Consider the following 25686-nt stretch of genomic DNA (forward strand, 5'->3'; position numbering starts at 1 on the left):
AACATAAGGTTGGCGCCGTGGTTTATCACCCCCCAATATTCCTGCGGGGGGCGGGGCTGTATGCCCGCCACGTCGACGAAGGTGACGATCGGGATCGCGAAGCAGTCGCAGAAGCGCACGAAACGAGCCGCCTTGCGGCTGGCATCCGAATCGAGCACGCCGGCCAGCACCATCGGCTGGTTGGCGACGAAGCCGACGGTGCGGCCCTCGACACGGCCGAAGCCGGTGACGATGTTTTTCGCAAAATTCTGCTGGATCTCGAAGAAGTCACCCTCGTCGGCAACTTTAAGGATCAACTCTTTGATGTCGTAGGGTTTGTTGGCATTGTCGGGGATCAGCCTGTCGAGCGACAGATCGTGATCAGTAACCGACTGGTAGCATTCGATCTCGGGAATTTCCGCCGTGTTGGAGGCGGGCAGCAGATCGACCAGCCGGCGCATCTGCAGCAGCGCCTCGACGTCATTGTCGTAGGCTCCGTCGGCGATCGAGGACCTCGTCGTGTGGACGGAAGCGCCGCCGAGGCTTTCGGCGGTCACCGTCTCGTTGGTGACGGTCTTCACCACATCCGGCCCGGTGACGAACATGTAGGAGGTGTCGCGCACCATGAAGATGAAGTCAGTCATGGCGGGCGAATAGACGTCGCCGCCGGCGCAAGGCCCCATGATCACCGAGATCTGCGGGATGACGCCGGAGGCCAGCACATTACGCTGGAAGATCTCGGCATAGCCACCGAGCGCCGCCACGCCTTCCTGAATACGGGCGCCGCCGGCGTCGTAGAGACCGATGATCGGCGCGCGATTGCGCAGCGCCATCTCCTGGACCTTGACCACCTTTTCGGCATGGGCCTCGGACAGCGAGCCGCCGAACACGGTGAAATCCTTGGCGAAAAGATAGACCGGGCGACCGTTGACGGTGCCCCAGCCGGTAACGATGCCGTCGCCGGCGATCTTGGTTTTCTCCATGCCGAAATCGGTCGAGCGGTGCTCGACATACATGTCGAACTCCTCGAACGAGCCCTCGTCGAGAAAGACGTCTATGCGTTCGCGGGCGGTCAGCTTGCCCTTCTTGTGCTGGGCGTCGATGCGGGCCTGGCCGCCGCCCATGCGGGCGATCTCGCGGCGGCGCTCGAGTTCCTTCAGCACGTCCTTCATGACCGGTCCCCGAAACGGAAAGCTGCATTGTGGTAATCATGCCCGCGAGAGAGCGCAAGCGCCGCTTCCTCATGGCTTTTGCTGCGCTGCAGCATCGGGCCCCTTGCATTTCGATGGGAACTGGGCCATATGCGGCGGCATAGGCGCTTGGGCCGGGATAATCCGGCCTTCTCGACGAATGAGACTGGTTGCGTCTGTTTTCCCTCTTCCCGACAGATCGGCAAGGTGGCGAAAAAGCCCCGTGGCATGATGCCTGCGGGCACGACAGCGCAGCCGTGCGGACGATAATGTCCGCCCGCCTTGTCGTTTCATGACAATTTTCGACGGCAGGTTGCGCCCTGCCGCCCATTGATGTTTGCGGCCAGGAGCCGCATGAAAGAAGAATATTTTGACCAATGAAAACACTTTGACCGGTAAGGACACTGGGGAACTGAACGGTTTCGCCGCACTTGGAATTACCGGCGCACTGCTCAAGGCCACCAATGCCGCCGGCTTTACCGATCCGAAGCCGATCCAGGCCCAGGCGATCCCGCCGCAGCTCGAAGGCCGCGACATTTTCGGCATCGCCCAGACCGGCTCGGGCAAGACGGCGGCGTTCGCGCTGCCGATCCTGTCGAAGATCATCGCACTTGGCACCAAGCGCCGGCCGAAGACGGCCCGCGCGCTGATCCTGGCGCCGACACGTGAACTCGCGGTGCAGATCGAGGAGATGATCAAGCTGCTCGCCAAGGGCGCGCATGTATCGACCGCGCTCGTGCTGGGCGGCGTCTCGCGCTTCAGCCAGGTGAAGAAGGTTGCGCCCGGCGTCGACATCCTGATCGCAACGCCCGGTCGGCTGACCGACCTTGTGCGTGAAGGCGACCTGATGCTTGCCGACACCAAATGGCTGGTGCTCGACGAAGGCGACCGCATGCTCGACATGGGCTTCATCAACGACGTGAAGCGCATCGCCAAGGCAACGGCGCCGGACCGTCAGACGGTGCTGTTCTCGGCGACTATGCCGGCCGAGATCGCCGAACTGGCGAAAGGCCTGCTGAAGAACCCGATCCGCGTCGAAGTCGCTCCTCACAGCACCGCGGCAGCCGAAATCGTGCAGGGTGTCGTCTTTGCCCGCACCAAGCAGAAGCGCCAGGTGCTGGCCAACATGCTTGCCGGTGAGGCGATGAAGTCCGTCATCATCTTCTCGCGCACCAAGCATGGCGCCGACAGGGTGACCAAGGATCTCGAGCGCGACGGCTTCAAGGCCGCTGTCATCCACGGCAACAAGTCGCAGAATGCCCGTCAGAAGGCACTCAACGATTTCCGTGAGGGTTCGGTGCGCATTCTCGTGGCGACCGACATTGCGGCACGCGGCATCGACGTGCCCGGCATCAGCCATGTGGTGAATTTCGACCTGCCGGACGAGGCGGAGAGCTATGTCCACCGGATCGGCCGCACCGGCCGCAACGGCATGGACGGCATCGCCATCACACTCTGCGACCCGTCTGAAAACAGCAAGCTGCGTCAGGTCGAGCGCATCATCCGCACCAAGCTGCCGATCGTTGCCGACCATCTCGGCAGCCCCGATCCGCAGCGCAATCCCGCCGAGAAGAACGAGCGCAGCTTCGAACCGGCCAATGATCGCAACGACCACAATGGCCGTCGCGACGGCAGGCGGCCCAGCGGCGCAAACAACGGCTTCGGCAAGAAGCGGTTCGGCGACAAGCCGGCCTTTGCGGGCGAGCGCAAGCCGGAAGGCGCCAAGCCCTTCAAGGGCAATAACAAGCGCCGCTTCGGCGGCAAGCGGCCAGCAGCGCGGGCCGCATAATCTGACCGTGTTGCGGTCGGCCAAGCCTGGCTTGGTCACACACGATTGAAGAGGGCGACCGGAGCGATGCTTCGGTCGCCCTTGCTTGGGGGCCTTTGGGTCACCTTACCACCGCCTCGATCGACACGACGATCCGCTGCGCGAGGAAAGCCGTGGTCGATGCGACAGCGCGTCGCCGGCAATGAGGTGGTTGTCCGGGTCGCCGGTATCGTCGACCGGCACCAATTCATGTGCGGCGCCCCAGCGACCCGCAAACACGATCGCTCGCCCATCACCGATCCTACTCGACTGGCGGCTTGCGGTCGAAATTCAATGGCCGCGCATTCCAGCGGGTGACCGTGCTGATCACCCATCGGCAGAACGGCCTCGGCAGCATCCTGAGCAACTTCAGCGTCCAACTCAGGCGGCGTGGGAAAGTGACTTCGAAGCCGCCGTATTCGATGCCTTGCGCGATGCGGCGCGAGGCCAGATTGACCGGCATCAAGCCCGGCATCGGCAGGAAGTTCTTTTCGGTCAGCCGCGTGTCGACAAAGCCCGGATTAATCACCTGGATGCGGACGTTCATCTTGTCGAAATCGTATTTCAGCGACTCGGCCAGGATATTGACCGCCGCCTTGGTGCCGCCATAGGCGGCGGTGGTGGGCCAGCCGAAATAGGCGGTGACCGAACCGATCAGCACGACATGGCCGCGCGAGCGCACGCGCATGCGTTCGATGACCGGCAGCAGGCCATTGATGATGCCAAAATAATTGACTTCGAAAGACCGACGGAAATTGCGCGCCACAAGATCCTCGCCCGGCGTTGCGATATAGCTTCCAGCGTTGAACACTGCCAACACGATCGGACCGAGATCTTTCTCGATCGCTGCAACCGTCTTCGCCATGCGTTTTTCGTCGGTCACGTCGCAAGGATAGGCTGCGACACGGCCCGCCATCTGCGCCGTTTCGACGATGAGCGTATCGATCGGATGGTCATCTGGCGCAGTCACCGCGACGACATAGCCCCGAGCGGCAAGATCCTTGGCCAGCGAACGGCCGATACCGCTGCTGCCGCCCGTAATCCAGGCGACGCCATGCTTCGGATTGGCCCGATAGAGTGTCATGTTGCGCCCCGCCGGCTCTTCTTAGCCTGTGCTCTACCGGTGAAGAAATCGAATGAAAAGAGTGCTTTTCGGTACATGGTTGAAATGAATACCGGTCGGGCGCTCCTGGCTGCAGGAATTGCAGTGTGCGAAATGCGACTGGACCAGGCAAATTCTTGCCTTGAAACCGAAGCTTCGGGTTTCTAGGGTTTCGCCGCACCCACAAAGGAATCTCCATGCCCCGTTCTGTGATCGACGTGATCGGCAACACGCCCCTGATCCGCCTCAACAAGGCCTCGGAAGCAACCGGCTGCGAGATCCTGGGCAAGGCCGAATTCATGAATCCCGGGCAGTCGGTAAAGGACCGCGCCGGCCTGTTTATCATCCGCGATGCGGAACAGCGCGGGCTGCTGCGGCCCGGCGGCGTCGTCGTCGAGGGGACGGCTGGCAACACCGGCATCGGATTGACACTGGTTGCCAAGGCGCTCGGCTACCGCACGGTGATCGTCATTCCCGACACCCAGAGCCAGGAGAAGAAGGATACAATCAAACTGCTCGGCGCCGAGCTGATCGAAGTGCCCGCCGTGCCTTACAAGAACCCGAACAATTACGTGAAGCTGTCGGGCCGGCTGGCCGAGCAGATGGCGAAGAGCGAGCCGAACGGCGCGATCTGGGCCAACCAGTTCGACAATGTCGCCAACCGTGACGGCCATATCCGCACCACGGCCGAAGAAATCTGGAACCAGACCGACGGCAAGGTGGATGGTTTCGTGTCGGCGGTCGGTTCCGGCGGCACTCTGGCAGGCGTCGGTTTCGGGCTGAAGGCCAGAAACAACCAGGTCAAGATCGCGCTGGCCGATCCGCTGGGGGCAGCGCTCTATTCCTTCTACACCAGCGGCGAGCTGAAATCCGAGGGCAGTTCGATCACCGAAGGCATCGGGCAGGGGCGGATCACCGCCAACCTCCAAGGCTTTACACCCGATTTTGCCTTCCAGATCCCCGACGAGGACGCGCTGCCGATCGTATTCGACCTGATCCAGGAGGAGGGGCTTTGCGTTGGCGGTTCGACGGGCATCAACATTGCCGGCACCATTCGCCTGGCGCGCGAGCTAGGCCCCGGCCACACCATCGTGACCATGCTTTGCGACTACGGCACGCGCTACCAGTCGAAGCTGTTCAATCCTGAATTCCTGCGCGAAAAGAAGCTGCCGGTGCCGGGCTGGATGGAGCAACAGAGCACGATTTCGGTACCGTTCGAAAGGGTTACGTGATGGCGCACAAGACCGAAGCGCTGTTTCGTGACGACGCCTATCTGGGAACGGCCGACGCCACCGTCGTCGCAGTCAATGATCGCGGCGGCATCATTCTGGACCGGACGGTGTTTTACGCCACATCGGGCGGGCAGCCGGGCGACACCGGCAGCCTCGAACGCGCCGACGGCACCGGCATAGCGATTGCCGCTACGATCACCGGCGAAACCAAGGACGAGATCATCCATGTGCCGGCGCCGGAGCAGGCAGTTCCAAAGGTGGGCGAGCGCATGAGGCTCGCCATCGACTGGCCGCGGCGGCAGTTGCTGATGCGCATGCATTCTGCCTGCCACCTGCTTACCGTCGTCTGTCCGTTCCCGATCACCGGCGCCGCGGTTTCCGAGGACGACAGCCGTATTGATTTCGACATCCCGGACGCCGGCTTTACCAAGGAAGACGTGACGGCCAGACTGATGGAGCTGGTGCGAGCCGACCACCCGATCTTCACCCGGCTCATTTCCGACGAGGAACTGGCATCCAATCCGGGCCTGGTGAAATCCAAGAATGTGCGGCCCCCGGCCGGCACGGGAAGGATCCGATTGGTCTGCATCGGCGAGAACGCTTCGATCGACAGCCAGCCTTGCGGCGGCACCCATGTAAAGAGCACCAGCGAAATCGGCGAGATCCATGTCGGCAAGATCGAGAAGAAGGGCCGCGAGAACCGGCGCTTCCGCATTCGCTTTGGTCCTATGCCGCCAGCCTGATATAGGACTGCGACGGGCGGGACAGGAGAGAAGAGATGGCCGACGACAGTCCTTTCACCATCGATGCCGATTGGTTACAGAAGCGGCTCGGCGAACCCGGCCTGACGATTGTCGACGCGTCTTGGTATCTGCCGGCGCAAAAGCGTGACGCGCGCGCCGAGTACGACGTAGCGCATATTCCAGGCGCCCGCTTCCTCGACCAGGATGCGGTTTCGGACCCCGACGCGGCTCTGCCGCACACGCTGCCGTCGCCGCAGCATTTCGCGCAATATGTCGGCTCGATGGGTATTTCGGCCGATGACACGATTGTTGTCTATGACGGGCCAGGGTTCTTTTCTGCACCGCGCGCCTGGTGGTTGTTTCGCGTCATGGGCGTGTTCCAGGTCTATATACTCGACGGCGGCTTCGATCGTTGGAAAGCCGCCGGACGGCCGGTGACGGCGGAGCCGACGAAGATCGCGCCTTGCGTGTTTTATGCCAACTTCGATGCCGCCCGCGTCGCCAGCCTTGCCGACATGCGCCGGATCGTCGAGACGGGGGAGAGCCAGATCGCCGACGCGCGCTCGCCTGGCCGTTTTGCCGGCACCGAGCCGGAGCCGCGCCCCGGCATCCGCTCGGGCCATATGCCGGGCGCGCACAACGTGCCGTTTTCGGCGCTTTCGGAAAACGGCGAATTGTTGCCGAAGGACAGGCTGCGCAAAGTGATCGAAGGAGCCGGCATCGACCTGTCGAAGCCGGTCGTCACCTCCTGCGGGTCGGGCGTCACCGCGGCAGCCGTCACGCTAGCTTTGGAGACGCTTGGCCATGCCGACAACAGGCTTTATGACGGTTCATGGACCGAATGGGGCGGGCTTTCCGACACGCCCGTCGTGACGGGCAAGGACTGACGGTGATGGAAGACGGATCGCTGGAAGACATCGATGTCACCGTGACGTTTCTCGAAATGCATGTGCCGCCTGCCTATTCGCCGCCGCTGCCGTACAACCGCCAGATCGCGCTGCTCAAGACCAAAGACATTCCCCTGCATTTCTACCGCTATTTGATGGATCGGGTCGGGCGCAAATGGCACTGGGTCAATGTGTTGAGGCTGAGCGACGAGGAGCTTGCGGCGGGCATCCACCGCGAGGACCGCGACATCAGGGTGCTTTATCTGGATGGTGCGCCGGCCGGCTTCTTCGACCTCAAGCCGCATTTGCCGGAGGAAGTGGAACTCGCTTATTTCGGAATGATGGAGCACGCGACCGGGCAAGGCATCGGCCGCTGGTTCCTCGGTGCGGCAATCGCCGCGGCATGGTCGCACGGGCCAAAGCGGGTGACGGTGCAGACCTGCACCCTCGATCACCCAGCAGCACTGCCGCTCTATCAAAAACTCGGCTTTACGCCAGTGGCGCAAAAAAAGGAGGTCGTACATCCGATGTCTTTTGCCGAGCGCGCGGCCAGCGTCATGCGGCCCTGATTTTCAGGCCCGTTCATCCGAGCTTCAGCTTGTCTTTGCAATGTCCCAGAGTCTCTGGATCAACACTCAAAGGCGAGCCTGACTTGAATGAGCTTGGCTCTTTCCATATCGCTATCGTCTAAAAACCGATGGGTGATGGAGGATCGCACGATGGCAATACGCGTGGTAATGGCCGGCGCGACCGGCTGGGTCGGCAAAGCGCTGGTTCCGGCGATCGGGGCGCAAGGCGACATGGCGCTGGCCGGGGCTGTATCACGCAGCGGCGCGGGGCAGGATTCCGGTCTGCTGGTTGGTATGCCGGCTAATGGTATTGCCGTTTCGGCCTCGCTGGCCGAGGCGCTGGAGGCGCCGTCGGACGTGCTGGTCGACTTCACCAAGCCGCATGTCGTGAAAGACCATGTGCTGCTCGCCATCGACAACGGGCGGCACACGGTGATCGGCACGTCGGGACTGGGAGCTGCCGACTATGCCGAGATCGACGCCGCGGCGCGCGCCAATGGCGTCGGCGTTGTTGCCGCCGGCAACTTTTCCATCACCGCCACGCTGATGAAGCGGTTTGCACTTATGGCGGCAAAATACGTGCCGGATGTCGAGGTCATCGATTATGCTAGTGCAAAAAAGCCCGACGCGCCCTCCGGAACCGCACGAGAGCTTGCTGAAGCGCTGGCCGACATCCGCAAGGCCTCAACGGCAAAGCCGGTCTCCGAGGTCTCCGGCGTGCCGGCCACACGCGGTGGTGCGGTCGGCGCAGGCGAGGGGGTGCAAGTGCACGCGCTTCGCCTGCCGTCCTACATCCTGTCCTGCGAGGCGCTGTTCGGTCTGCCAGACGAGCGGCTGACCATACGCCACGACGCCGGCTCGTCCGCGGCGCCTTACGTGGCGGGCACGCTGCTCGCCATCAGACGGGTACAGCAGATCAAAGGTCTGGTTCGTGGTCTCGACGCGCTGATGGATTGATCCATTTCGGCAGGAATCGGGTGGGAAACTCTGTCTTGCGAGCATAATTTCCGGTCGACGACACCGGAGATTTTGCCATGACGCTAAAATTCAAACCCTTGCCAACCAATGCTGTCCGGGCACTTCAGCGCGGCGGGCCGGATGCTTATGGCTTGAAGCCAGAGCGGCAAGTTTCGGATGGCGACGGCGTGCCTTGCCGTCATTGCTTGAAAAATATTGCTGTGGGAGAAGCCTATCTTGTTTTGGCCTATCGGCCTTTTCCGGAGCTGCAGCCTTATGCCGAAACGGGGCCGATCTTTCTGCATGCGAAAGAATGCGAACGCGCCGCCGAGGGGAAAACGCTTCCCGAAATGCTCGAAAGCAGCGATTACATTGTGCGCGGTTATGGCAAGGACGACCGCATCGTTTACGGCAGCGGCGGCGTCATTCCGACCGACGCCATTGCCGCACGGGCAGAGACGTTGTTCGAACGCGACGACATCGCTTACGTCCACATCCGCTCGGCGCGCAACAATTGCTATCAGTGCCGGATCGACCGCGCGTAACCGGACAGGCTGCACCGGCTTGGGGCTGTCGCACTCCCGTCGCATACAAGCGGTAGAAAGACACTGTCGATCGATTTGCCGACCGCGGATGAACCGGCGGGAATTTTCGACAACCGAGGAAGCGGGGCTTTGGCTCCGCTTTTTTGTTGTCCGATTATTCCGCGCGCCCGACACTTTTCAGTCTTTCGACATAAGAAAAAACCCGTCGGACGAATCCGACGGGCACTGGAGAGGCAGATTCGGACAGCTCAGGCGGCGAGAACGGCCTTCGGCTCGACCAGCTCGTAACCGAGCGCGTCGGCCACTGCGCGATTCGTGATCTTGCCCTTGTGGACGTTCAGCCCGTTGCGCAGATGGTGGTCGTCTACCAGCGCCTTGAGGCCCCTGTCGGCGAGCTGCAGGCCATAATGCAGCGTCGCATTATTGAGCGCGTGGGCCGAGGTGACCGGCACCGCACCCGGCATGTTGGCGACGCAATAGTGGATGACGCCGTCGACCTCATAGGTCGGCTCGGCATGGGTGGTGGCGTGCGAGGTCTCGAAGCAGCCGCCCTGGTCGATGGCGACGTCGACCAGCACGGCGCCTTTTTTCATGCCCGACAGCATTTCGCGCGTCACCAGCTTGGGCGCTGCTGCCCCTGGGATCAGCACGGCGCCGACGACGATGTCAGCCGAAAAACATTCTTCCTCCAGCGCCTCGACGGTCGAGTAGCGGGTGTGGACGCGGCCGCCAAAGATGTCGTCGAGCTGACGCAGGCGCGGGATCGAGCGGTCAATGATGGTGACGTCGGCGCCAAGGCCGGCGGCCATCCGTGCAGCATGCAGGCCGACTACGCCGCCGCCGAGCACGGTTACCTTGCCGGGGAGCACGCCGGGCACGCCGCCAAGCAGCACGCCGCGGCCGCCATTGGCCTTTTGCAGCGCCGTTGCGCCCGCCTGGATCGACAGGCGGCCGGCAACTTCCGACATCGGCGCCAAGAGCGGCAGGCCGCCGCGCTCGTCGGTGACGGTCTCGTAAGCTATTGCGGTCACGCCGGAGGCCAGCAGACCCTTGGTCTGCTCCGGATCCGGAGCAAGATGCAGATAGGTATAGAGGATCTGGCCGTCGCGGAGCTGAGCCCATTCGTTGGGCTGCGGCTCTTTGACCTTCACGATCATGTCAGACTTGGCAAAAACGTCGGCGGCCGTTTTGGCAATCGTGGCGCCGGCGGCACGATACGCGTTGTCGTCGGCGCCGATGCCGGCGCCGGCGCCGGTCTCGACCAGCACTTCATGGCCATGCGCGACATATTCACGGACCGAACCCGGTGTCAGGCCGACGCGGTATTCATGGTTCTTGATTTCCCGGGGGCAACCGACGCGCATCTTTTTTCTCCTGATCCGGCCCTTTGGGGCTCGTTCCCTGTCTAGAGATAGTGAACCACGAATCGTTCGGTAAGTGTTTGCGAATGCGCTTGCCAGAGAGGCCACTGTTCGATAATCGTTGCGCAAAACACTAGAATTCTCGCAGGAACCCGCAAAAATGCCGCTCGACAGGATTGATATCGCCATTCTCGAGACGTTGCAGAAAGACGGGCGAATACCCAACGCAGCGCTCGCCGAGAAGGTTGGCCTGTCGCAGTCGGCCTGTTCGCGGCGGCTGGACAATCTGGAGAAATCCGGAACCATCCGCGGCTATCACGCACGGCTGTCCAACGCTGCACTTGGGCACCAGATGACGGCGATCGTGCATATATCGCTGTCCGGGCAATTCGAGAAGACGCTGTCGGATTTCGAGGCAGCGATAAAGCGCTGCCCGAACGTCCTGTCCTGCCATTTGATGTCGGGCGAATATGACTACATCCTGCGCATCGCGGCAAAGGATCTCGTCGACTACGAACGCATCCACAAGGAGTGGCTGTCGGCAATGCCGCATGTGACGAAGATCAATTCGTCTTTTGCCTTGCGCGAAATCGTCGATCGCACGGCTGTGGGAATGAAGCCTGAACTCGCCTAGGCCCCGAACTCGCCTAGGTGTTGACTGCCTCGGTCACCACACGGTCCATCGGAATGTCGTGCGGCTGCGGGTAGATGGTGACGATGCGCTGCAGTTCGTAGCCGACGCCGACGACCAGCGGTTTGAAGGGCATCGCGGCAAGCGTGCGATCGAAGAAGCCGCCGCCATAACCCAGGCGAAACTGCCCGGGATCGATGCCGACGATCGGCGAAATGACGATGTCGGGCAACACCGGATCGCCGTCAGCCGGTATCGGGATATTCCAGACGCCCTTCTCCAGCCGGTCTCCGTGGGTATAGGCGCGAAAGACAAGCGGCCGGTCTTTCTCGACGACGACGGGCAACGCCGTGCGCCCGCCCCGCGCGTTAACGGTTTCCATCCACGGGCGCAGGTCCGGCTCGCCGCGAAACGGCCAGTAGAGGCTGACCATGCGGCCGGCGATGTCGCCGATCACCGCGTCGAGCCCTTCGGCAATGCGCTGCGACATGGCTGCGCGCGTGTCGGCCGAAACGGCAAGGCGGGATACGATCAACCGCTCGCGCTCGGCCTTGCGCCAGCGCCTTACGTCGGTCCAGTCGGATAGCGGCGCTTGGAACTCCGGATCGAGCTCGTGCATAAAACAAGGCGGCGAGGCGTACTGCGCTGGGTCTTCATCTTCATTCCTAGCCATGCTTCACCTACAATATACTGTTCCAACCAAGTCGTATCCGGGACGTAAGCTATATCCGGGAATGAGTCTGCAGCATGCGTATTCACGACATCAAGAGACGAGTCCCAGGCAGTTGCAGCGCAGGCATTGCTGCACTGCACAAGGATACTTACATCAGCCTTGGCGAGAGGGATGAGTGAGATGAACATAGCCAACCATCACGTCGTCGTCGTAGGCGCCGGTTTCGGCGGCCTCGAATTCACCCGCGCACTTGCCGGCGCGCCGGTGCGCATCACCATGATCGACAGGCGCAATCATCACCTCTTTCAGCCGCTGCTCTACCAGGTGGCGACGACGGCCCTGGCCACCTCCGAAGTGGCTTGGCCGATCCGCCATCTCCTGCGCAGGCGCAAGGACGTGACGACGCTGCTTGCCACTGTGACTGGCATCGACCGCACCGGCAAGCGGGTGCTGCTGCAGGACGGCGGCACGGTCGCTTACGACACGCTGGTGCTGGCCACCGGTGCGCGGCACGCCTATTTCGGCCATGACGAATGGGAGCCATTCGCGCCGGGCCTGAAGACGCTGGAGGACGCCACGACCATTCGACGGCGTATTCTTTTGGCTTTCGAGCAGGCCGAGCGGGAAACCGATCCCGCCCAGCGCCAGGCATTGCTGACGCTGGCGATCGTCGGCGGCGGGCCGACCGGCGTGGAATTGGCCGGCACCATTGCCGAACTGGCGCACGACACGCTGCGCGGCGAGTTCCGCAACATCGACACGCGGCAGACGCGTGTGGTGCTGATTGAGGCCGGCGACCGCGTCCTTGCCAATTTTGCGCCGGAACTCTCCGATTATGCAACGAAGGCGCTCGAACGGCTCGGCGTGACCGTCGAACTCGGCCGGGCGGTTACGCGCTGCGATGCCGAGAGTGTCGTCTTCGGCGACACACATTTGCCGGCCAGGACAATCCTGTGGGCGGCGGGCGTCGCCGCTTCGCCGGCCGGCGAATGGCTCGGCGCGGCAGCGGACCGCGCGGGCAGAGTGCTTGTCGAGCCCGACCTCACTGTACCGGGAAACCCGGAGATTTTCGTCATCGGTGACGCAGCGCACGTCCTGCGACCGGATGGCCGGCTGGTGCCGGGCGTCGCGCCCGCCGCCAAGCAGCAGGGACGGCACGTCGCCACGGCGATCAAGGCAAGGCTTGCCGGTGACGCGACACCGCGTCCTTTCAGCTACAGGCATGACGGCGATTTGGCGACGATAGGCAAGCGCGCGGCGGCCATCGATTTTGGCTGGATCAAGCTTACCGGCCGGCTTGCCTGGTGGCTATGGGGCTTGGCGCATATTTACTTCCTGATCGGCTTTCGTAACCGGCTTGCGGTTTCCCTGAGTTGGCTATGGATCTACTTCACCGGTCAGCGCAGCGCGCGGCTGATCACGCAGGGCGACGACGATAAGGGCTGATTGTTCGCTGCCGGACATTCATCGGCGCGTCACCTCCTCTTGATGGAATCGGCTTCTGGACTCGGCTGGATTTCGGCGCGAAGCTTTGCTTCGGGCAGGACTTGTCACGTCGTGGAAGAAAGAGAAAACGAATGTCCCAATTGCGCCACCTCGTCTCACGCCGCGATTTCCTCGCCGGCGTTGCCGCCAGCGGAGCGCTGATCATGCTGCACCCGTTCTCCGCCCGGGCTCAAGCCAATCAGGCGCATCTGAGGATTATGGAGACGACCGACATCCACGTGAATGTGCTGCCTTACGACTACTACGCCGACAAAGCTAACGACACGATGGGGCTGTCGCGAACGGCATCGTTGATTGAAGCCGTGCGCAAGGAAGCAACCAACGCGATGCTGATCGATAATGGCGACCTTCTGCAAGGCAACCCGATGGGCGACTACATCGCCTACGAGAGGGGGATGAAGGATGGCGATCTGCATCCGGTCATGAAGGGCATGAACCTGCTCGGCTACGAATGCTCGACGCTCGGCAATCACGAGTTCAACTACGGCCTGTCGTTCATGGACAAGGTGCTGGCCGGTGCCAATTTCCCGTTTGTCTGCGCGAACCTGATCCGCGGCACGGAGCTCGCCGCGAACCCGCGCGACGACAAGCTTTATCTCAAGCCTTACGTCATCCTCGACAGGCAGATCAAAGACGGGTCGGGCGCCGAGCAACCGATCAGGATCGGCATCATCGGCTTCGTGCCGCCGCAGATCATGGTCTGGGACCTGAAAAATCTCGAGGGCAGCGTCAAGACGCGCGACATCGTCGAGGCGGCCAAAGCGTGGGTGCCGCAAATGAAGGAAGAAGGCGCCGACATCGTCATTGCGCTCTCCCATTCCGGCATCGACGTGAAGCAGGACGACATGATGGAGAATGCCTCCTTCTTCGTTGCTGGTGTCGAAGGTATCGACGCGGTGTTCACCGGCCACCAGCATCTGGTCTTCCCCGGTAAGAAGGACTTTCAGTCGCTGGAAGCCGTCGATACGGCGAAAGGCACGTTGCAAGGCAAGCCCGCCGTCATGGCCGGCTTCTGGGGCTCGCATATGGGGCTGATCGATCTGTTGCTGGAGCGCGACGGATCGACATGGAAAATCGTCTCGGCGACCTCTGAGGCCAGGCCTATCTTTGAGCGGGTCGACAAGACGAACAAGCCGACCGTCGCGGACGACCAGCGCATCGTCGAAGCGCTCAAACAGGACCACGAGGCGACGCTCGCCTATGTGCGTCGGCCGGTCGGCAAAACCTCGGCGCCGCTCTATTCCTATTTTGCGCTGGTCGCCGACGATCCATCGGTGCAGATCGTCAGTCAGGCGCAGACCTGGTACTTGAAGGACATCCTGAAGAACACCGAGTGGAAGGATATGCCGCTGCTGTCGGCGGCGGCACCGTTCAAGGCGGGCGGGCGCAACGGCGCCGACTATTACACCGACGTGCCGGTGGGCGATATCGCCATAAAGAACGTCGCCGACCTCTATCTCTATCCAAACACGGTGCGCGCCGTCGAAATCACCGGGGCAGAGGTGAAGGAATGGCTGGAAATGTCGGCCGGCATCTTCAACCGGATCGAACCGGGCAAAGCCGACCAGGCGCTCATCAACACCGACTTCCCGTCTTATAATTTCGACGTGATCGACGGCGTCACCTACCGGATCGACCTGTCGCAGCCACCGAAATATGATTCGAAGGGCGGGCTGGTGAATGCTGGCTCGACCCGCATCATTGACTTGATGTTCGACGGCAAACCAATTGGTCCCAAGCGGAAATTCGTCGTCGCCACCAACAACTACCGAGCCGGCGGCGGCGGCAATTTCCCGGAGATCAATGCCTCGAAGATCATCTACGAAGCGCCCGACACCAACCGCGACGTGATCGTGCGCTATATCGTCAGCGAAGGCACCATCAACCCGTCGGCGGATGCCAACTGGTCGTTTGCGCCACTACCGGGAACCAGCGTCGTATTCGAGACCGGCGCCAAGGCGAGAGAGTTTATTGCGCAAGTGAAGTCGCTGACGATCGAGCCGGCGGGCGAGGGCGAAGCGGGGTTTTCCAAGTACCGCATCACGCTTTGAGGCAAGGATTTGAGCGTCGGCTCGAAACTGTCTCAGCGTTAAGATACTGTCCCGATACGGCCAATCCGTTTGAGACAGGGGGCCTCTTCAAGCAGGTGGTGCGAAACGCCGCTTGACGGCAGGCATGACCAGATCCACCGCGTCCGTCGAAATCCCACCGGAATAATCGTGTGGCAGTTGGTCGATCGAGGCGGGAAGCGGTCGTCGAAGCCGAGCGGGGTTATCTTTCCAAGCCGCCCTGCAGCGGTAGCGCCATTCTGGCCAGCAAGCATCGCAGCAGACAGACCACAGAGGCCGTTAAAATTCGGGGAGGTTCCCAGCAGGGCCGGAATCACTATGGTTGCAACCACCCATATGCGCTAGTTTTAGCCATGCGTTATGTCATCATCATCACTGCCGTCACCTTTTTCCTGATCTGGGACGGCATTTACAACCAAGGCCGCTACCTCGACAGGACCATCAGGGAGGTGACCCGCGTCGTGCACTATGTAACCAGTATGGTGTAGTTTCTCTTCCTCGCCACGGTTCGCCGACGCGACATCCTGCCGATTGACGGCACGCTCCCGCTGACACAAAAGAACGCCGGTCCAACGGTCCAGGAGGCTGGGTTGATCCGGCATATCGTTTTCTTCAGCGCGCGGCGTAAAGTGGACGTCGAGGCAGTGCGTACGGGTCTGCTGGCGCTCGGCAAGATACCCCACTCGCGCCATTTCGAGGTGATGCTCAACACCAAGGTCGACCCACTCTCGGATGAAATCGATGTGGTCGTCTATGCCGAGTTCGAGGACGAGGCAGCGCTCGCCGCCTACAAGGCGCATCCGCTCTATGCAGAGACGACCAGCCGGGTAAAACCGCTGCGCGAATTGCGTTATTCGGCCGACATCGTTGCAAGTTGACGAGCCGCCGTCCCCTACGCGCTGATGTGGTCTTTCCGCTGAGGCGCCGGCTAGGCCCTTGAACGATTTTCAGGAATGAGGCACATCGCGCGGGACATGACCGAGAACACCCCCGCAAGGCCTCATCCGCTCGATCACCTGGTGCTGCCGACAGTGAGCCTCGATGTTGCGCGGGCGCGCTTGACCCTGCTCGGCTTTACCGTTGCGCCGACAGGTATCCACCCTTTCGGAACCGAAAACTGCTGTGTCTTTCTCACCGACGGCACCTATCTCGAGCCGCTCGCGGTCGCTGACCGGCAGGCCGTGGCAACGGCGATCGCGAACCGCAATGTCTTTGTCGTGCGTGATCGCACGTATCGCGAAGAAAACGGCGATGAAGGATTTTCTGCCGTGGCGCTGGGCACCGAAAGCGCCGCCGCGGACCACGCGCGCTACATGGAAGCCGGTCTGTCGGCGGGAGACGCGCTAAGCTTTTCGCGCGCCTTCACCGATGCGACGGGAAAGAGCGACACCGCATCGTTCAAACTGGCCTTCGCGGCTACAGGCAAGACAGCGGACGCTTTTCTCTTCGCCTGCGAGCGGATCAATGCGCCGAACGTCGACCGCACTGCGTTGCAGGCCCACGCTAATGGCGCAACCGGCATTGTCGAAGTCGTGGCAGTCACTGGCGAACCTTTCGAACAAGGCCATTTGATTTCGATCGCAGCCGGAATCGAGGCGCAGGGCGGCGGCACTGTCTATGAGCTGCCGAATGCCGTCGTGACCGTTCTGGATCCTGCAGCCTATTCGGCACGCTTCGGCATTCCTGCCGGCGCGCCATCTGAACTCCGCTTTGCTGGGATCGTCTTTTCGGTTAGGCACGGCGACACCGTCGCAAAGCTGCTTGCAGCCAATTCCGTCGAACACGACATACGCGGCGGTGATATCATCGTGCCGCCGGCGCCAGGGCAGCGCGCAGCCTTCATCTTCCGGGAGATCGCATGAACAAGCTCAATCCACTGATGCCAAACTCCTCCGTTGCGGTCGGCAAGGTCATTTTCGGCAACAGCACGCCCCTGTCGCTGATCGCCGGTCCATGCCAGCTGGAATCGCGGCAGCACGCTTTCGACATGGCTGGTGCGCTAAAGGAATTGACTGAAAGGCTCGGCATCGGGCTCGTCTACAAGACCAGCTACGACAAGGCCAATCGCACATCGCTTGGCGGCACGCGCGGTGCGGGACTTGAAGCGGCAATGCCGATCTTCGACGACTTGCGCAAGAATTTTTCGCTGCCGATCCTGACCGACATCCACACTGAGGAACAATGCGCGATCGTCGCTCCGCATGCCGATATCCTGCAGATTCCTGCCTTCCTCAGCCGCCAGACCGATTTGCTGATCGCTGCGGCAAGAACCGGCAAGGTGGTGAATGTGAAGAAGGGGCAATTCCTCGCGCCGTGGGACATGAAGAACGTCGTCGCCAAGATCATCGGCTCCGGCAACGCCAATGTCTTGGTCACCGAGCGCGGCGCATCCTTTGGTTACAACACCCTGGTGTCCGACATGCGGGCGCTGCCGATCATGGCCGAGATCGGCGCGCCGGTGATTTTCGATGCCACCCATTCCGTGCAGCAGCCGGGTGGGCAGGGCGGTTCGTCTGGAGGCGACCGGCGCTTTGTCGAGACGCTGGCGCGCGCGGCCGTCGCGGTTGGCGTCGCCGGCGTCTTCATCGAGACGCACCAGGACCCCGACAACGCGCCTTCCGACGGTCCCAACATGGTGCCGCTAAAGGATCTTCCCGCATTGCTTGAACGGCTGATGGCGTTCGATCGCATTGCCAAAAGCGTGGGTTGAACCAGCAGTTGCGCCACAGCAGCGCCGCCAAGAAAACTTTGAAGAATTTCGAACCCGCCTGGAACCTTAGCCCGCGGCCCTCATTGTCAAAATCTAATGTCAACGACGACGAGGAGCACACCATGACGACCCAGACGGGACACACCGAAGCCATCGCCGCTTCGCGGGTTATCGGCACATCGGTCTACAATACGGAAGGCACTCATATCGGCGACATCGAGGACGTCATGCTCGACAAACTGTCGAACGGAATCATGTTTGCCGTGATCGGTTTTGGCGGATTTCTCGGCATCGGCGAGAAATACCACGCCATTCCGTGGGCGAGCCTTGACTATGATGAGAACAAGGGCGGCTATGTCGTGCCGTTCACCAAAGACCAGCTGATGGCCGCTCCTTCCTATTCGATCAACGAGCTGACCGGCGCCGACGGCGAGGCCGCGCGTGACGCCTCATACAACTACTACAAGGTCGAGCCTTACTGGCACTGACCTTACTGGCACTGACTAAGTCTCCTGGAATCAAAAAGGCCCCCGGGAAATCGGGGGCCTTTCGATGTGGCGGGATGCTACTGCGCAATCTGCAGGGCCGGCAAAGGCGACGATCCCTGCGGGGGTTGCTGATTGTCGCACGACGTCAGGAACGCAGCCGCGATCAGGAACAAACTCACAATACCGCTCAACTGGGACATGGCGAAACTCCTCCTGTTTCGCCCCGCGCGACAACAGCCATAAACCAGAAACCGGCATGCCGCGTATGACAAATGATGACAGCGCTTCGTGCTTCGTGAATCCGTAGCGCACGGGCAATATTTGCAAGTGCCCCGATTGCGTTTTGCGGCGCTTTGGCTAAGAGGTGCGCGACGCTTCAATCGATCAATCGGGGACATCGCAATGACGGCCATCATCGACATTGTCGGGCGTGAAATCCTGGACAGCCGCGGAAATCCGACCGTGGAGGTCGACGTCGTGCTCGAAGACGGCTCGATGGGTCGCGCCGCGGTGCCGTCCGGCGCCTCGACCGGCGCGCATGAGGCGGTCGAACTGCGCGATGGCGGCCCCCGCTATCTCGGCAAGGGCGTGCTCACGGCGGTCGAGGCGGTGAACGGCGAGCTGTTCGAGGCGATCGGCGGCATGGAGGCAGAGAATCAGATCCATATCGACCAGACCATGATCGAGCTCGATGGTACGCCCAACAAGAGCCGGCTCGGCGCCAATGCCGTCCTCGGCGTGTCGCTGGCTGTGGCCAAGGCCGCGGCCGAAGCGGCCGACCTGCCGCTCTATCGTTATGTCGGCGGCACCAAGGCCCATGTGCTGCCGGTGCCTATGATGAACATCATCAATGGCGGCGCGCATGCCGACAACCCGATCGATTTCCAGGAATTCATGATCCTGCCGATCGGCGCGCCGACGCTGCGCGACGGCGTGCGCTGGGGCTCGGAGATCTTTCATACGCTGCGAAAGAAGCTGAAGGACGCCGGCCATAACACCAATGTCGGCGACGAGGGCGGCTTTGCCCCCAACCTGAAGAGCGCGCCGGCCGCGCTCGACTTCATCATGGAATCGATCGAGCAGGCTGGCTTCAAGCCCGGCGAGGAGGTTGCGCTAGGCCTCGACTGCGCGGCGACCGAATTCTTCAAGGATGGCAACTACGTCTATGAAGGCGAGAGGAAAACCCGCGACCCGAAGGCGCAGGCCAAATATCTAGCCAAACTCGCTGCCGACTACCCGATCATCACCATTGAGGACGGCCTGGCCGAGGATGACTGGGACGGTTGGAAAACACTGACTGATCTCATCGGCAAGCAAACGCAGCTGGTTGGCGACGATCTGTTCGTCACCAACACGGCGCGGCTGCGCGACGGCATCCGCATGGGTGTCGCCAATTCGATCCTGGTCAAGGTCAACCAGATCGGCTCGCTTACCGAAACGCTCGACGCCGTCGAGACCGCGCACAAGGCCGGCTATACCGCGGTGATGTCGCACCGCTCGGGCGAGACCGAGGATTCGACCATCGCCGACCTCGCCGTTGCCACCAATTGCGGGCAGATCAAGACGGGCTCGCTGTCGCGCTCGGATCGCATGGCCAAGTACAACCAGCTCATCCGCATTGAGGAGGAGCTCGGCAAGCAGGCGCGATATGCCGGCAAGTCGATCGTGAAAAGCTGATTTCGAGAGAAAATCCGTGGCGACGAGGGCGGGGACATTCCCGCCCTTTTTTGCTTCCAGGCTCTGAATCCAACAGGCTGTAACCATCCATTAAGCACAATCGGGCGACAAAGGCGGCGTAGAGGATTCGGACCATGTGGACACGCCAGCACAAGCAAAGAAACACCGGCCGGCTGATCATCCCCTCGCTCTGCGTGGTGTTCCTGACTTATTTCGGTTTCCATGCCTATCATGGCGAGTTCGGCATCTATTCCAAGTATCAGCTCGAAGCTGAGACTGCCGAATTGCAGGGCAGGCTCGATGCCGTCAGGGCGCGCCGGATCGATCTCGAGCGCCGCGTTCAGCTGATGCATGAGGGCACGCTGGAGAAGGACATGCTGGACGAGCAGGCGCGCAAGGCACTTAATCTGTCCCACGCCGACGAGATCACCATCATGCTGCCGGTCGCAAGATAACCTGATCTCAGTTAATCAGCAATATTTGCAATGATTTTAATTGCTTAGATGCATGACAGCCATGCGTTTTCGGCATGGCGAAAGCCTTCCCTGCATGTTAGCCTGCCTCAAATCGGTGGGAGAACTGATCTCCCTCGCTGTCCGCCAAGAGACGCCAACAGGGAGTGATGCATGGCCACCGCCACCAGAAAAGCGCCTGCCAAATCCAAATCAGACGGCAAGATGCCGGGCCTTTCCACCCCGAAGCCTGTTGAATTCACCAAAGACCAGGAGCTTGCCGCCTACCGGCACATGCTGCTCATCCGCCGCTTCGAGGAAAAGGCCGGCCAGCTTTACGGCATGGGCTTCATCGGCGGTTTCTGCCACCTCTACATCGGCCAGGAAGCGGTCGTTACCGGCATGAAGATGGCGCTGATCGACGGCGACCAGATGATCACCGCCTATCGCGACCATGGTCATATGCTGGCCATGGAGTTGTCGCCGCGCGGCGTCATGGCCGAACTGACCGGGCGCCGTAGCGGCCTGTCGAGAGGCAAGGGCGGCTCCATGCACATGTTCTCCAAGGAGAAGCATTTTTACGGCGGCCACGGCATCGTCGGCGCGCAAGTGTCGCTCGGCACCGGCATTGCCTTCGCCAACCGCTATCGCGGCAACAACAATGTGACGCTGACCTATTTCGGCGATGGCGCGGCGAACCAGGGCCAGGTCTACGAAAGCTTCAACATGGCCTCGCTGTGGAAGCTTCCGGTGATCTACATTATCGAGAACAACCGCTACGCCATGGGCACCTCGGTCTCGCGCTCGTCGGCCGAGACGGATTTCTCGCACCGCGGCGCGTCCTTCAAGATTCCAGGCATCCAGGTCGACGGCATGGATGTGCGCGCTGTAAAGGCAGCCGGCGACCTCGCCGCCGAATGGTGCCGCGCCGGCAACGGGCCGCTCATTCTCGAAATGCAGACCTATCGTTACCGCGGCCATTCGATGTCGGATCCGGCAAAATACCGCTCCAAGGAAGAAGTGCAGAAAATGCGCTCCGAACGTGACCCGATCGAGCAGGTCAAAGCGCGGCTGCTCGACAAGAAATGGGCAAGCGAGGACGAACTCAAGGCCATCGACAAGGAAGTCCGCGACGTTGTCGCCGACGCCGCAGAATTTGCCCAGAACGACGCGGAGCCGGATCCGTCCGAGCTCTGGACCGACATCGTACTTTAACGAGAGGGCAAGGACATGCCGATCGAAATTCTCATGCCCGCCCTCTCGCCGACCATGGAAGAGGGTAACGTTTCCAAGTGGTTGAAGAAAGAGGGCGACAAGGTTGCGGCCGGTGACGCCATTGCCGAGATCGAGACCGACAAGGCAACGATGGAAGTCGAAGCCGTGGACGACGGCACGCTTGCCAAGATCGTGGTTCCTGCCGGCACTGAGGGTGTCAAGGTCAACACACTGATCGCTGTGCTGGCCGTCAATGGCGAAGACATCGATGAGGCAGGCGAAGGCATCGGCGAGGAGGCTGTTGAGGCGCAAGCGGAAGCGCCCGCGGCTGCTCCGGCCCCCGCGGCTGCTGCGGCCAAGAGCGAAGCGGCAGCACCTGTTGCCGCTGCGCCCAGGTTGGAAATTGCCGCCGATCCGGACATCCCGGCCGGCACCGAAATGATCTCGACCACAGTGCGTGAAGCCTTGCGCGACGCAATGGCGGAGGAAATGCGCCGCGACGGCGACGTCTTCGTCATGGGCGAGGAAGTCGCCGAGTACCAGGGCGCCTACAAGATCACACAGGGCCTGTTGCAGGAATTCGGTCCGAGACGCGTGGTCGACACGCCGATCACCGAGCACGGCTTTGCCGGCGTTGGTGTTGGCGCGGCGATGGCCGGCCTGAAGCCGATCGTCGAATTCATGACCTTCAACTTCGCCATGCAGGCGATCGACCAGATCATCAATTCAGCCGCCAAGACGCTCTACATGTCCGGCGGCCAGATGGGCGCCCCGATCGTCTTTCGCGGTCCGAACGGCGCTGCTGCCCGCGTCGCCGCGCAGCATTCGCAGTGCTATGCCGCCTGGTACAGCCATATTCCTGGATTGAAGGTGGTGATGCCTTATACCGCCGCCGACGCCAAGGGTCTGCTCAAGGCGGCGATCCGCGATCCGAACCCGGTCATCTTCCTCGAAAACGAAATCCTTTACGGCCACTCCTTCGACGTGCCGAAGATGGACGATTTCGTGTTGCCGATCGGCAAGGCGCGCATTCACAAATCCGGCAAGGACGTGACCATCGTCTCGTTCGGCATCGGCATGACCTACGCGCTCAAGGCGGAGGCGGAGTTGCGCGGCATGGGCATCGATGCCGAGATCATCGACTTGCGCACCATCCGCCCGCTCGACTTCGACACGATCATCGCCTCGGTCAAAAAGACCAATCGCCTCGTGGTGGTCGAGGAAGGCTTTCCGCAGAACTCGGTCGGCGACCATATCGCCAATCAGGTCTCGCAGCGCGCCTTCGATTTCCTCGATGCACCGGTCATTACAATTGCCGGCAAGGACGTGCCGATGCCCTATGCGGCGAACCTCGAAAAGCTGGCGCTGCCCAATGTCGGCGAGGTCGTCGAGGCGGTCAAAGCCGTCACGTATCGCTGAGCAGGGCGGGAGGACAAAATGCCGATCAACATCACCATGCCGGCGCTGTCGCCCACAATGGAAGAGGGCAATCTTTCCAAGTGGCTGGTCAAGGAAGGCGATAAGGTCTCGCCGGGCGACGTGATTGCCGAGATCGAGACCGACAAGGCGACGATGGAAGTCGAAGCCGTCGACGAGGGCACGGTCGCCAAGCTGGTGGTTCCGGCCGGCACAGAAGGCGTCAAGGTCAATGCGCTGATCGCGGTGCTGGCTGCCGAGGGCGAGGATGCTGCTTCTGCCGCCAAAAGCGGTGATGGCGCTGCGCCGGCCAAGGCTGAGGCTCCGAAAGCGGAAGCCCCCAAAGCTGAAACATCAAAGCCCGAAGCGTCGAAGCAGGAGCCTGCCGCACCTGCGCCTAAGGCGGAAGCGGTGCCGGTCGCCAACGGCCACGCAAGCGGTGAGCGCATCTTCGCCTCGCCGCTGGCCCGGCGCATTGCCAGGGAAGCCGGCGTCGATGTCGCGGCGCTGACAGGCTCCGGCCCCCGCGGCCGCGTAGTAAAGGCCGATGTCAATGCCGCAATTTCCAGTGGCGGCGCCAAGGCGGCACCAGCAGCAAAAGCGGCGCCCGCCGGCGCTCCGGCACCTGCGGCCGCAGCACCCAAGGCGATGTCGGACGAGCAGGTGCTCAAACTGTTTGCCGAAGGCTCCTACGAGTTGATCCCGCACGACAATATGCGCAAGACCATTGCGAGGCGGCTGGTCGAAGCCAAGACCACCATCCCGCATTTCTATCTGACGCTCGACTGCGAGCTCGACGCACTTCTGGCCCTGCGCACGCAGATCAATGCGGCCGCGCCGGTGAAGAAGACCGAGAAGGGCGAAACGCCGGCCTACAAGCTGTCGGTCAACGACATGGTCATCAAGGCTCTTGCCATGGCGCTGATGGCGGTTCCGGATGCCAATGCGTCATGGACAGAAAACGCCATGATCAAGCACAAGCACGCCGATGTCGGCGTTGCCGTATCGATCCCCGGCGGCCTGATCACCCCGATCATCCGGCGTGCTGACGAAAAGACGATGTCCGTCATCTCCAACGAGATGAAGGATCTTGCCGGCCGCGCCCGCAGCCGCAAGCTGAAGCCGGAAGAATATCAGGGCGGCACCACGGCGGTGTCCAATCTCGGCATGTTCGGCATCAAGGATTTTTCTGCCGTCATCAACCCGCCGCATGCGACGATCCTGGCGGTCGGCGCCGGCGAGCAACGCGCGGTGGTCAAGAACGGCGAGATCAAGATCGCCACGATCATGTCGGTGACGTTGTCGACCGATCACCGCGCCGTCGACGGTGCGCTCGGCGCCGAGCTGCTCGTCGCCTTCAAACGCATGGTCGAAAACCCGATGGGCATGCTGGTTTAAGAGAGGGGAACAGGGCGGTGCGGAAATTCTTCACCAGCCTTTTCGCCTTTTTTCTTTCCGGTTTGGCGGGCGGATTGGTGGCGCAGTGGCTCGCCGTCGCCACCAATGCCGACGTAGAGTACATCCTTGTCTTCATGATCTCGGCTCTCGTCACCGTCCTCGTGACGGTCGCGTTCTTCATCGCACAATTCATGTCGGACCCACGACGGGCAACAAAGCTGACGGCGACCATAGGGGTAGCGTTTTTTGTGCTCGTTGGAGTTGCCCTGATCGGCTGGACTTTCTCCCAGCCCCCAGGCAAGAGCCAGTGGTCGGGCGATCTTCCCGTAGTCGCAGGTCTCGTCCTGCCAGGCATCGCTACGGTGCTGGTCCAGTGGCTTTTCGTGCGCTGGCGATTGGCGCGCTCGCAACCGGGTTTCGGCGGGGCAGGCACATGAAGACGGTCCTCTGCTACGGCGATTCGCTTACCTGGGGCTATGACGCGGCAAACCTCGGCCGGCATCCGCTGGAAGATCGCTGGCCGAGCGTGCTGCAGGCAGCGTTGGGCAGCGGCGTCGAGGTCATCGCCGAAGGCCTGAATGGCCGAACCACCGCCTTCGACGATCACTTGGCCGGGGCGGACCGCAATGGCGCAAGGCTGTTGCCAACAATCCTGACGACGCACGCACCGATCGACTTGATCGTCATCATGCTCGGCGCCAACGATATGAAGCCGTGGATTCATGGTAATCCGGTCGCGGCCAAGCAAGGCATGCAACGCCTGATCGATATCGTGCGCGGTCACGATTACCCATTCGATTGGCCGGCTCCGCAGATCCTGATCGTCGCGCCGCCCGTAGTCAGCCGCACGGAAAACGCCGAGTTCAAGGAAATGTTCGCCGGCGGCGATGACGCGTCAAAGCGGCTGGCGCCGCAATATTCCGCCCTTGCCGGCGAGGCCGGCTGCGGCTTCTTCGATGCCGGCACGGTGGCCAAAACCACGCCGCTCGACGGCGTCCACCTGGACGCGGAAAACACGCGGAACGTCGGGCAAGCGCTGGCGCCGCTCGTGCGCCTCATGTTGGAATTGTGAAGGAGAA

General features: G+C 61.8%; 27 protein-coding genes. 22 read left to right on the plus strand and 5 right to left on the minus strand.

Annotated features, from left to right (window positions below):
• A partial coding sequence (locus NKI59_RS16810) for an acyl-CoA carboxylase subunit beta (protein ID WP_352705479.1) occupies nucleotides 1–1151 on the minus strand: 1151 nt, incomplete at its 3' end.
• A gap of 388 nt (nucleotides 1152–1539) precedes the next feature.
• Here NKI59_RS16810 and NKI59_RS16815 point away from each other — a divergent pair.
• Nucleotides 1540–2958 (plus strand): DEAD/DEAH box helicase, encoded by a 1419-nt coding sequence (locus tag NKI59_RS16815; RefSeq protein ID WP_352705481.1) that lies wholly within the window; start codon nucleotides 1540–1542, stop codon nucleotides 2956–2958.
• 280 nt (nucleotides 2959–3238) lie between these two features.
• Here NKI59_RS16815 and NKI59_RS16825 read toward each other — a convergent pair whose 3' ends face one another.
• A complete protein-coding gene (locus tag NKI59_RS16825; protein WP_352457508.1) occupies nucleotides 3239–4060 on the minus strand; it encodes an SDR family oxidoreductase in 822 nt (273 codons plus the stop codon).
• Between the two features lie 215 nt (nucleotides 4061–4275).
• Here NKI59_RS16825 and NKI59_RS16830 point away from each other — a divergent pair, with 215 nt between their 5' ends.
• The 6 genes from NKI59_RS16830 to NKI59_RS16855 all read left to right on the plus strand — a co-directional run bounded on the left by NKI59_RS16830 (nucleotide 4276) and on the right by NKI59_RS16855 (nucleotide 9011).
• Nucleotides 4276–5310: a cysteine synthase A gene (locus NKI59_RS16830; protein ID WP_352705483.1), complete on the plus strand. Its 1035-nt coding sequence runs from the start codon at nucleotides 4276–4278 to the stop codon at nucleotides 5308–5310.
• The gene (locus NKI59_RS16835; protein WP_352705485.1) at nucleotides 5310–6053 is read left to right on the plus strand and encodes an alanyl-tRNA editing protein; all 744 of its coding nucleotides are present in this window, start codon (nucleotides 5310–5312) and stop codon (nucleotides 6051–6053) included. The genes NKI59_RS16830 and NKI59_RS16835 overlap by 1 nt, the downstream gene beginning before the upstream one ends.
• Nucleotides 6054–6088: 35 nt before the next feature.
• Entirely contained in the window at nucleotides 6089–6940 is an 852-nt protein-coding gene (gene sseA, locus NKI59_RS16840; RefSeq protein ID WP_352705487.1) for a 3-mercaptopyruvate sulfurtransferase, read from the plus strand.
• A gap of 5 nt (nucleotides 6941–6945) precedes the next feature.
• Nucleotides 6946–7509 carry a GNAT family N-acetyltransferase gene (locus NKI59_RS16845; protein WP_352448953.1) on the plus strand — a complete coding sequence of 188 codons (564 nt, stop codon included), beginning with the start codon at nucleotides 6946–6948 and terminating at the stop codon, nucleotides 7507–7509.
• A 150-nt stretch (nucleotides 7510–7659) separates the two neighbouring features.
• Nucleotides 7660–8466, plus strand: a complete 807-nt coding sequence (dapB, locus tag NKI59_RS16850; protein WP_352448952.1) for a 4-hydroxy-tetrahydrodipicolinate reductase — start codon at nucleotides 7660–7662, stop codon at nucleotides 8464–8466.
• A 77-nt stretch (nucleotides 8467–8543) separates the two neighbouring features.
• Nucleotides 8544–9011 carry a DUF1203 domain-containing protein gene (locus NKI59_RS16855; RefSeq protein ID WP_352705489.1) on the plus strand — a complete coding sequence of 156 codons (468 nt, stop codon included), beginning with the start codon at nucleotides 8544–8546 and terminating at the stop codon, nucleotides 9009–9011.
• A 248-nt stretch (nucleotides 9012–9259) separates the two neighbouring features.
• Here the strand turns inward: NKI59_RS16855 and ald are convergent, their stop codons facing one another.
• Nucleotides 9260–10375 carry an alanine dehydrogenase gene (ald, locus tag NKI59_RS16860; RefSeq protein ID WP_352705491.1) on the minus strand — a complete coding sequence of 372 codons (1116 nt, stop codon included), beginning with the start codon at nucleotides 10373–10375 and terminating at the stop codon, nucleotides 9260–9262.
• 157 nt (nucleotides 10376–10532) lie between these two features.
• Here ald and NKI59_RS16865 point away from each other — a divergent pair, with 157 nt between their 5' ends.
• Complete coding sequence (locus tag NKI59_RS16865; RefSeq protein WP_023675099.1) at nucleotides 10533–11006, plus strand: Lrp/AsnC family transcriptional regulator; 474 nt, start codon at nucleotides 10533–10535, stop codon at nucleotides 11004–11006.
• A 13-nt stretch (nucleotides 11007–11019) separates the two neighbouring features.
• Here the strand turns inward: NKI59_RS16865 and NKI59_RS16870 are convergent, their stop codons facing one another.
• The gene (locus NKI59_RS16870) at nucleotides 11020–11676 is read right to left on the minus strand and encodes a 5-formyltetrahydrofolate cyclo-ligase (protein WP_352705493.1); all 657 of its coding nucleotides are present in this window, start codon (nucleotides 11674–11676) and stop codon (nucleotides 11020–11022) included.
• A gap of 180 nt (nucleotides 11677–11856) precedes the next feature.
• Here NKI59_RS16870 and NKI59_RS16875 point away from each other — a divergent pair, with 180 nt between their 5' ends.
• The 7 genes from NKI59_RS16875 to NKI59_RS16905 all read left to right on the plus strand — a co-directional run bounded on the left by NKI59_RS16875 (nucleotide 11857) and on the right by NKI59_RS16905 (nucleotide 18449).
• Nucleotides 11857–13122, plus strand: coding sequence for an NAD(P)/FAD-dependent oxidoreductase (locus NKI59_RS16875; RefSeq protein ID WP_352705495.1), 1266 nt, complete (start codon nucleotides 11857–11859; stop codon nucleotides 13120–13122).
• A gap of 131 nt (nucleotides 13123–13253) precedes the next feature.
• Complete coding sequence (locus NKI59_RS16880; RefSeq protein ID WP_352705497.1) at nucleotides 13254–15233, plus strand: bifunctional 2',3'-cyclic-nucleotide 2'-phosphodiesterase/3'-nucleotidase; 1980 nt, start codon at nucleotides 13254–13256, stop codon at nucleotides 15231–15233.
• A 170-nt stretch (nucleotides 15234–15403) separates the two neighbouring features.
• Entirely contained in the window at nucleotides 15404–15739 is a 336-nt protein-coding gene (locus tag NKI59_RS16885) for a hypothetical protein (protein WP_352705499.1), read from the plus strand.
• Nucleotides 15740–15841: 102 nt separating this feature from the next.
• Nucleotides 15842–16129, plus strand: a complete 288-nt coding sequence (locus tag NKI59_RS16890) for a Dabb family protein (RefSeq protein ID WP_352577846.1) — start codon at nucleotides 15842–15844, stop codon at nucleotides 16127–16129.
• 96 nt (nucleotides 16130–16225) lie between these two features.
• Nucleotides 16226–17113 carry a VOC family protein gene (locus NKI59_RS16895; RefSeq protein ID WP_352705501.1) on the plus strand — a complete coding sequence of 296 codons (888 nt, stop codon included), beginning with the start codon at nucleotides 16226–16228 and terminating at the stop codon, nucleotides 17111–17113.
• A complete protein-coding gene (gene kdsA / locus NKI59_RS16900) occupies nucleotides 17110–17961 on the plus strand; it encodes a 3-deoxy-8-phosphooctulonate synthase (RefSeq protein WP_352705503.1) in 852 nt (283 codons plus the stop codon). Before NKI59_RS16895 ends, kdsA begins: the two co-directional genes overlap by 4 nt.
• A 122-nt stretch (nucleotides 17962–18083) precedes the next feature.
• Complete coding sequence (locus tag NKI59_RS16905; protein WP_023675091.1) at nucleotides 18084–18449, plus strand: PRC-barrel domain-containing protein; 366 nt, start codon at nucleotides 18084–18086, stop codon at nucleotides 18447–18449.
• A gap of 77 nt (nucleotides 18450–18526) precedes the next feature.
• On the opposite strand, the gene NKI59_RS16910 is transcribed toward NKI59_RS16905, so the two are convergent.
• A complete protein-coding gene (locus tag NKI59_RS16910; protein WP_084642452.1) occupies nucleotides 18527–18649 on the minus strand; it encodes a hypothetical protein in 123 nt (40 codons plus the stop codon).
• A 202-nt stretch (nucleotides 18650–18851) separates the two neighbouring features.
• Between NKI59_RS16910 and eno the strand changes: the two genes are divergently transcribed.
• The 7 genes from eno to NKI59_RS16945 all read left to right on the plus strand — a co-directional run bounded on the left by eno (nucleotide 18852) and on the right by NKI59_RS16945 (nucleotide 25679).
• The gene (gene eno, locus NKI59_RS16915; protein ID WP_352705505.1) at nucleotides 18852–20126 is read left to right on the plus strand and encodes a phosphopyruvate hydratase; all 1275 of its coding nucleotides are present in this window, start codon (nucleotides 18852–18854) and stop codon (nucleotides 20124–20126) included.
• A gap of 134 nt (nucleotides 20127–20260) precedes the next feature.
• Nucleotides 20261–20581 (plus strand): FtsB family cell division protein, encoded by a 321-nt coding sequence (locus tag NKI59_RS16920; protein ID WP_023675088.1) that lies wholly within the window; start codon nucleotides 20261–20263, stop codon nucleotides 20579–20581.
• 222 nt (nucleotides 20582–20803) lie between these two features.
• Nucleotides 20804–21793 carry a pyruvate dehydrogenase (acetyl-transferring) E1 component subunit alpha gene (gene pdhA, locus NKI59_RS16925; protein ID WP_245274631.1) on the plus strand — a complete coding sequence of 330 codons (990 nt, stop codon included), beginning with the start codon at nucleotides 20804–20806 and terminating at the stop codon, nucleotides 21791–21793.
• Nucleotides 21794–21808: 15 nt separating this feature from the next.
• Nucleotides 21809–23212, plus strand: a complete 1404-nt coding sequence (locus NKI59_RS16930; RefSeq protein ID WP_352705507.1) for a pyruvate dehydrogenase complex E1 component subunit beta — start codon at nucleotides 21809–21811, stop codon at nucleotides 23210–23212.
• Nucleotides 23213–23230: 18 nt separating this feature from the next.
• A complete protein-coding gene (locus tag NKI59_RS16935) occupies nucleotides 23231–24607 on the plus strand; it encodes a pyruvate dehydrogenase complex dihydrolipoamide acetyltransferase (protein ID WP_352705509.1) in 1377 nt (458 codons plus the stop codon).
• Nucleotides 24608–24624: 17 nt separating this feature from the next.
• Nucleotides 24625–25044: a hypothetical protein gene (locus NKI59_RS16940; RefSeq protein ID WP_352705511.1), complete on the plus strand. Its 420-nt coding sequence runs from the start codon at nucleotides 24625–24627 to the stop codon at nucleotides 25042–25044.
• Nucleotides 25041–25679 (plus strand): SGNH/GDSL hydrolase family protein, encoded by a 639-nt coding sequence (locus NKI59_RS16945; protein WP_352705513.1) that lies wholly within the window; start codon nucleotides 25041–25043, stop codon nucleotides 25677–25679. Before NKI59_RS16940 ends, NKI59_RS16945 begins: the two co-directional genes overlap by 4 nt.
• The last annotated feature ends 7 nt before the right edge of the window (nucleotides 25680–25686 follow it).

It is taken from the genome of Mesorhizobium sp. M0598 (genome assembly GCF_040320865.1).
GTDB lineage: Bacteria > Pseudomonadota > Alphaproteobacteria > Rhizobiales > Rhizobiaceae > Mesorhizobium.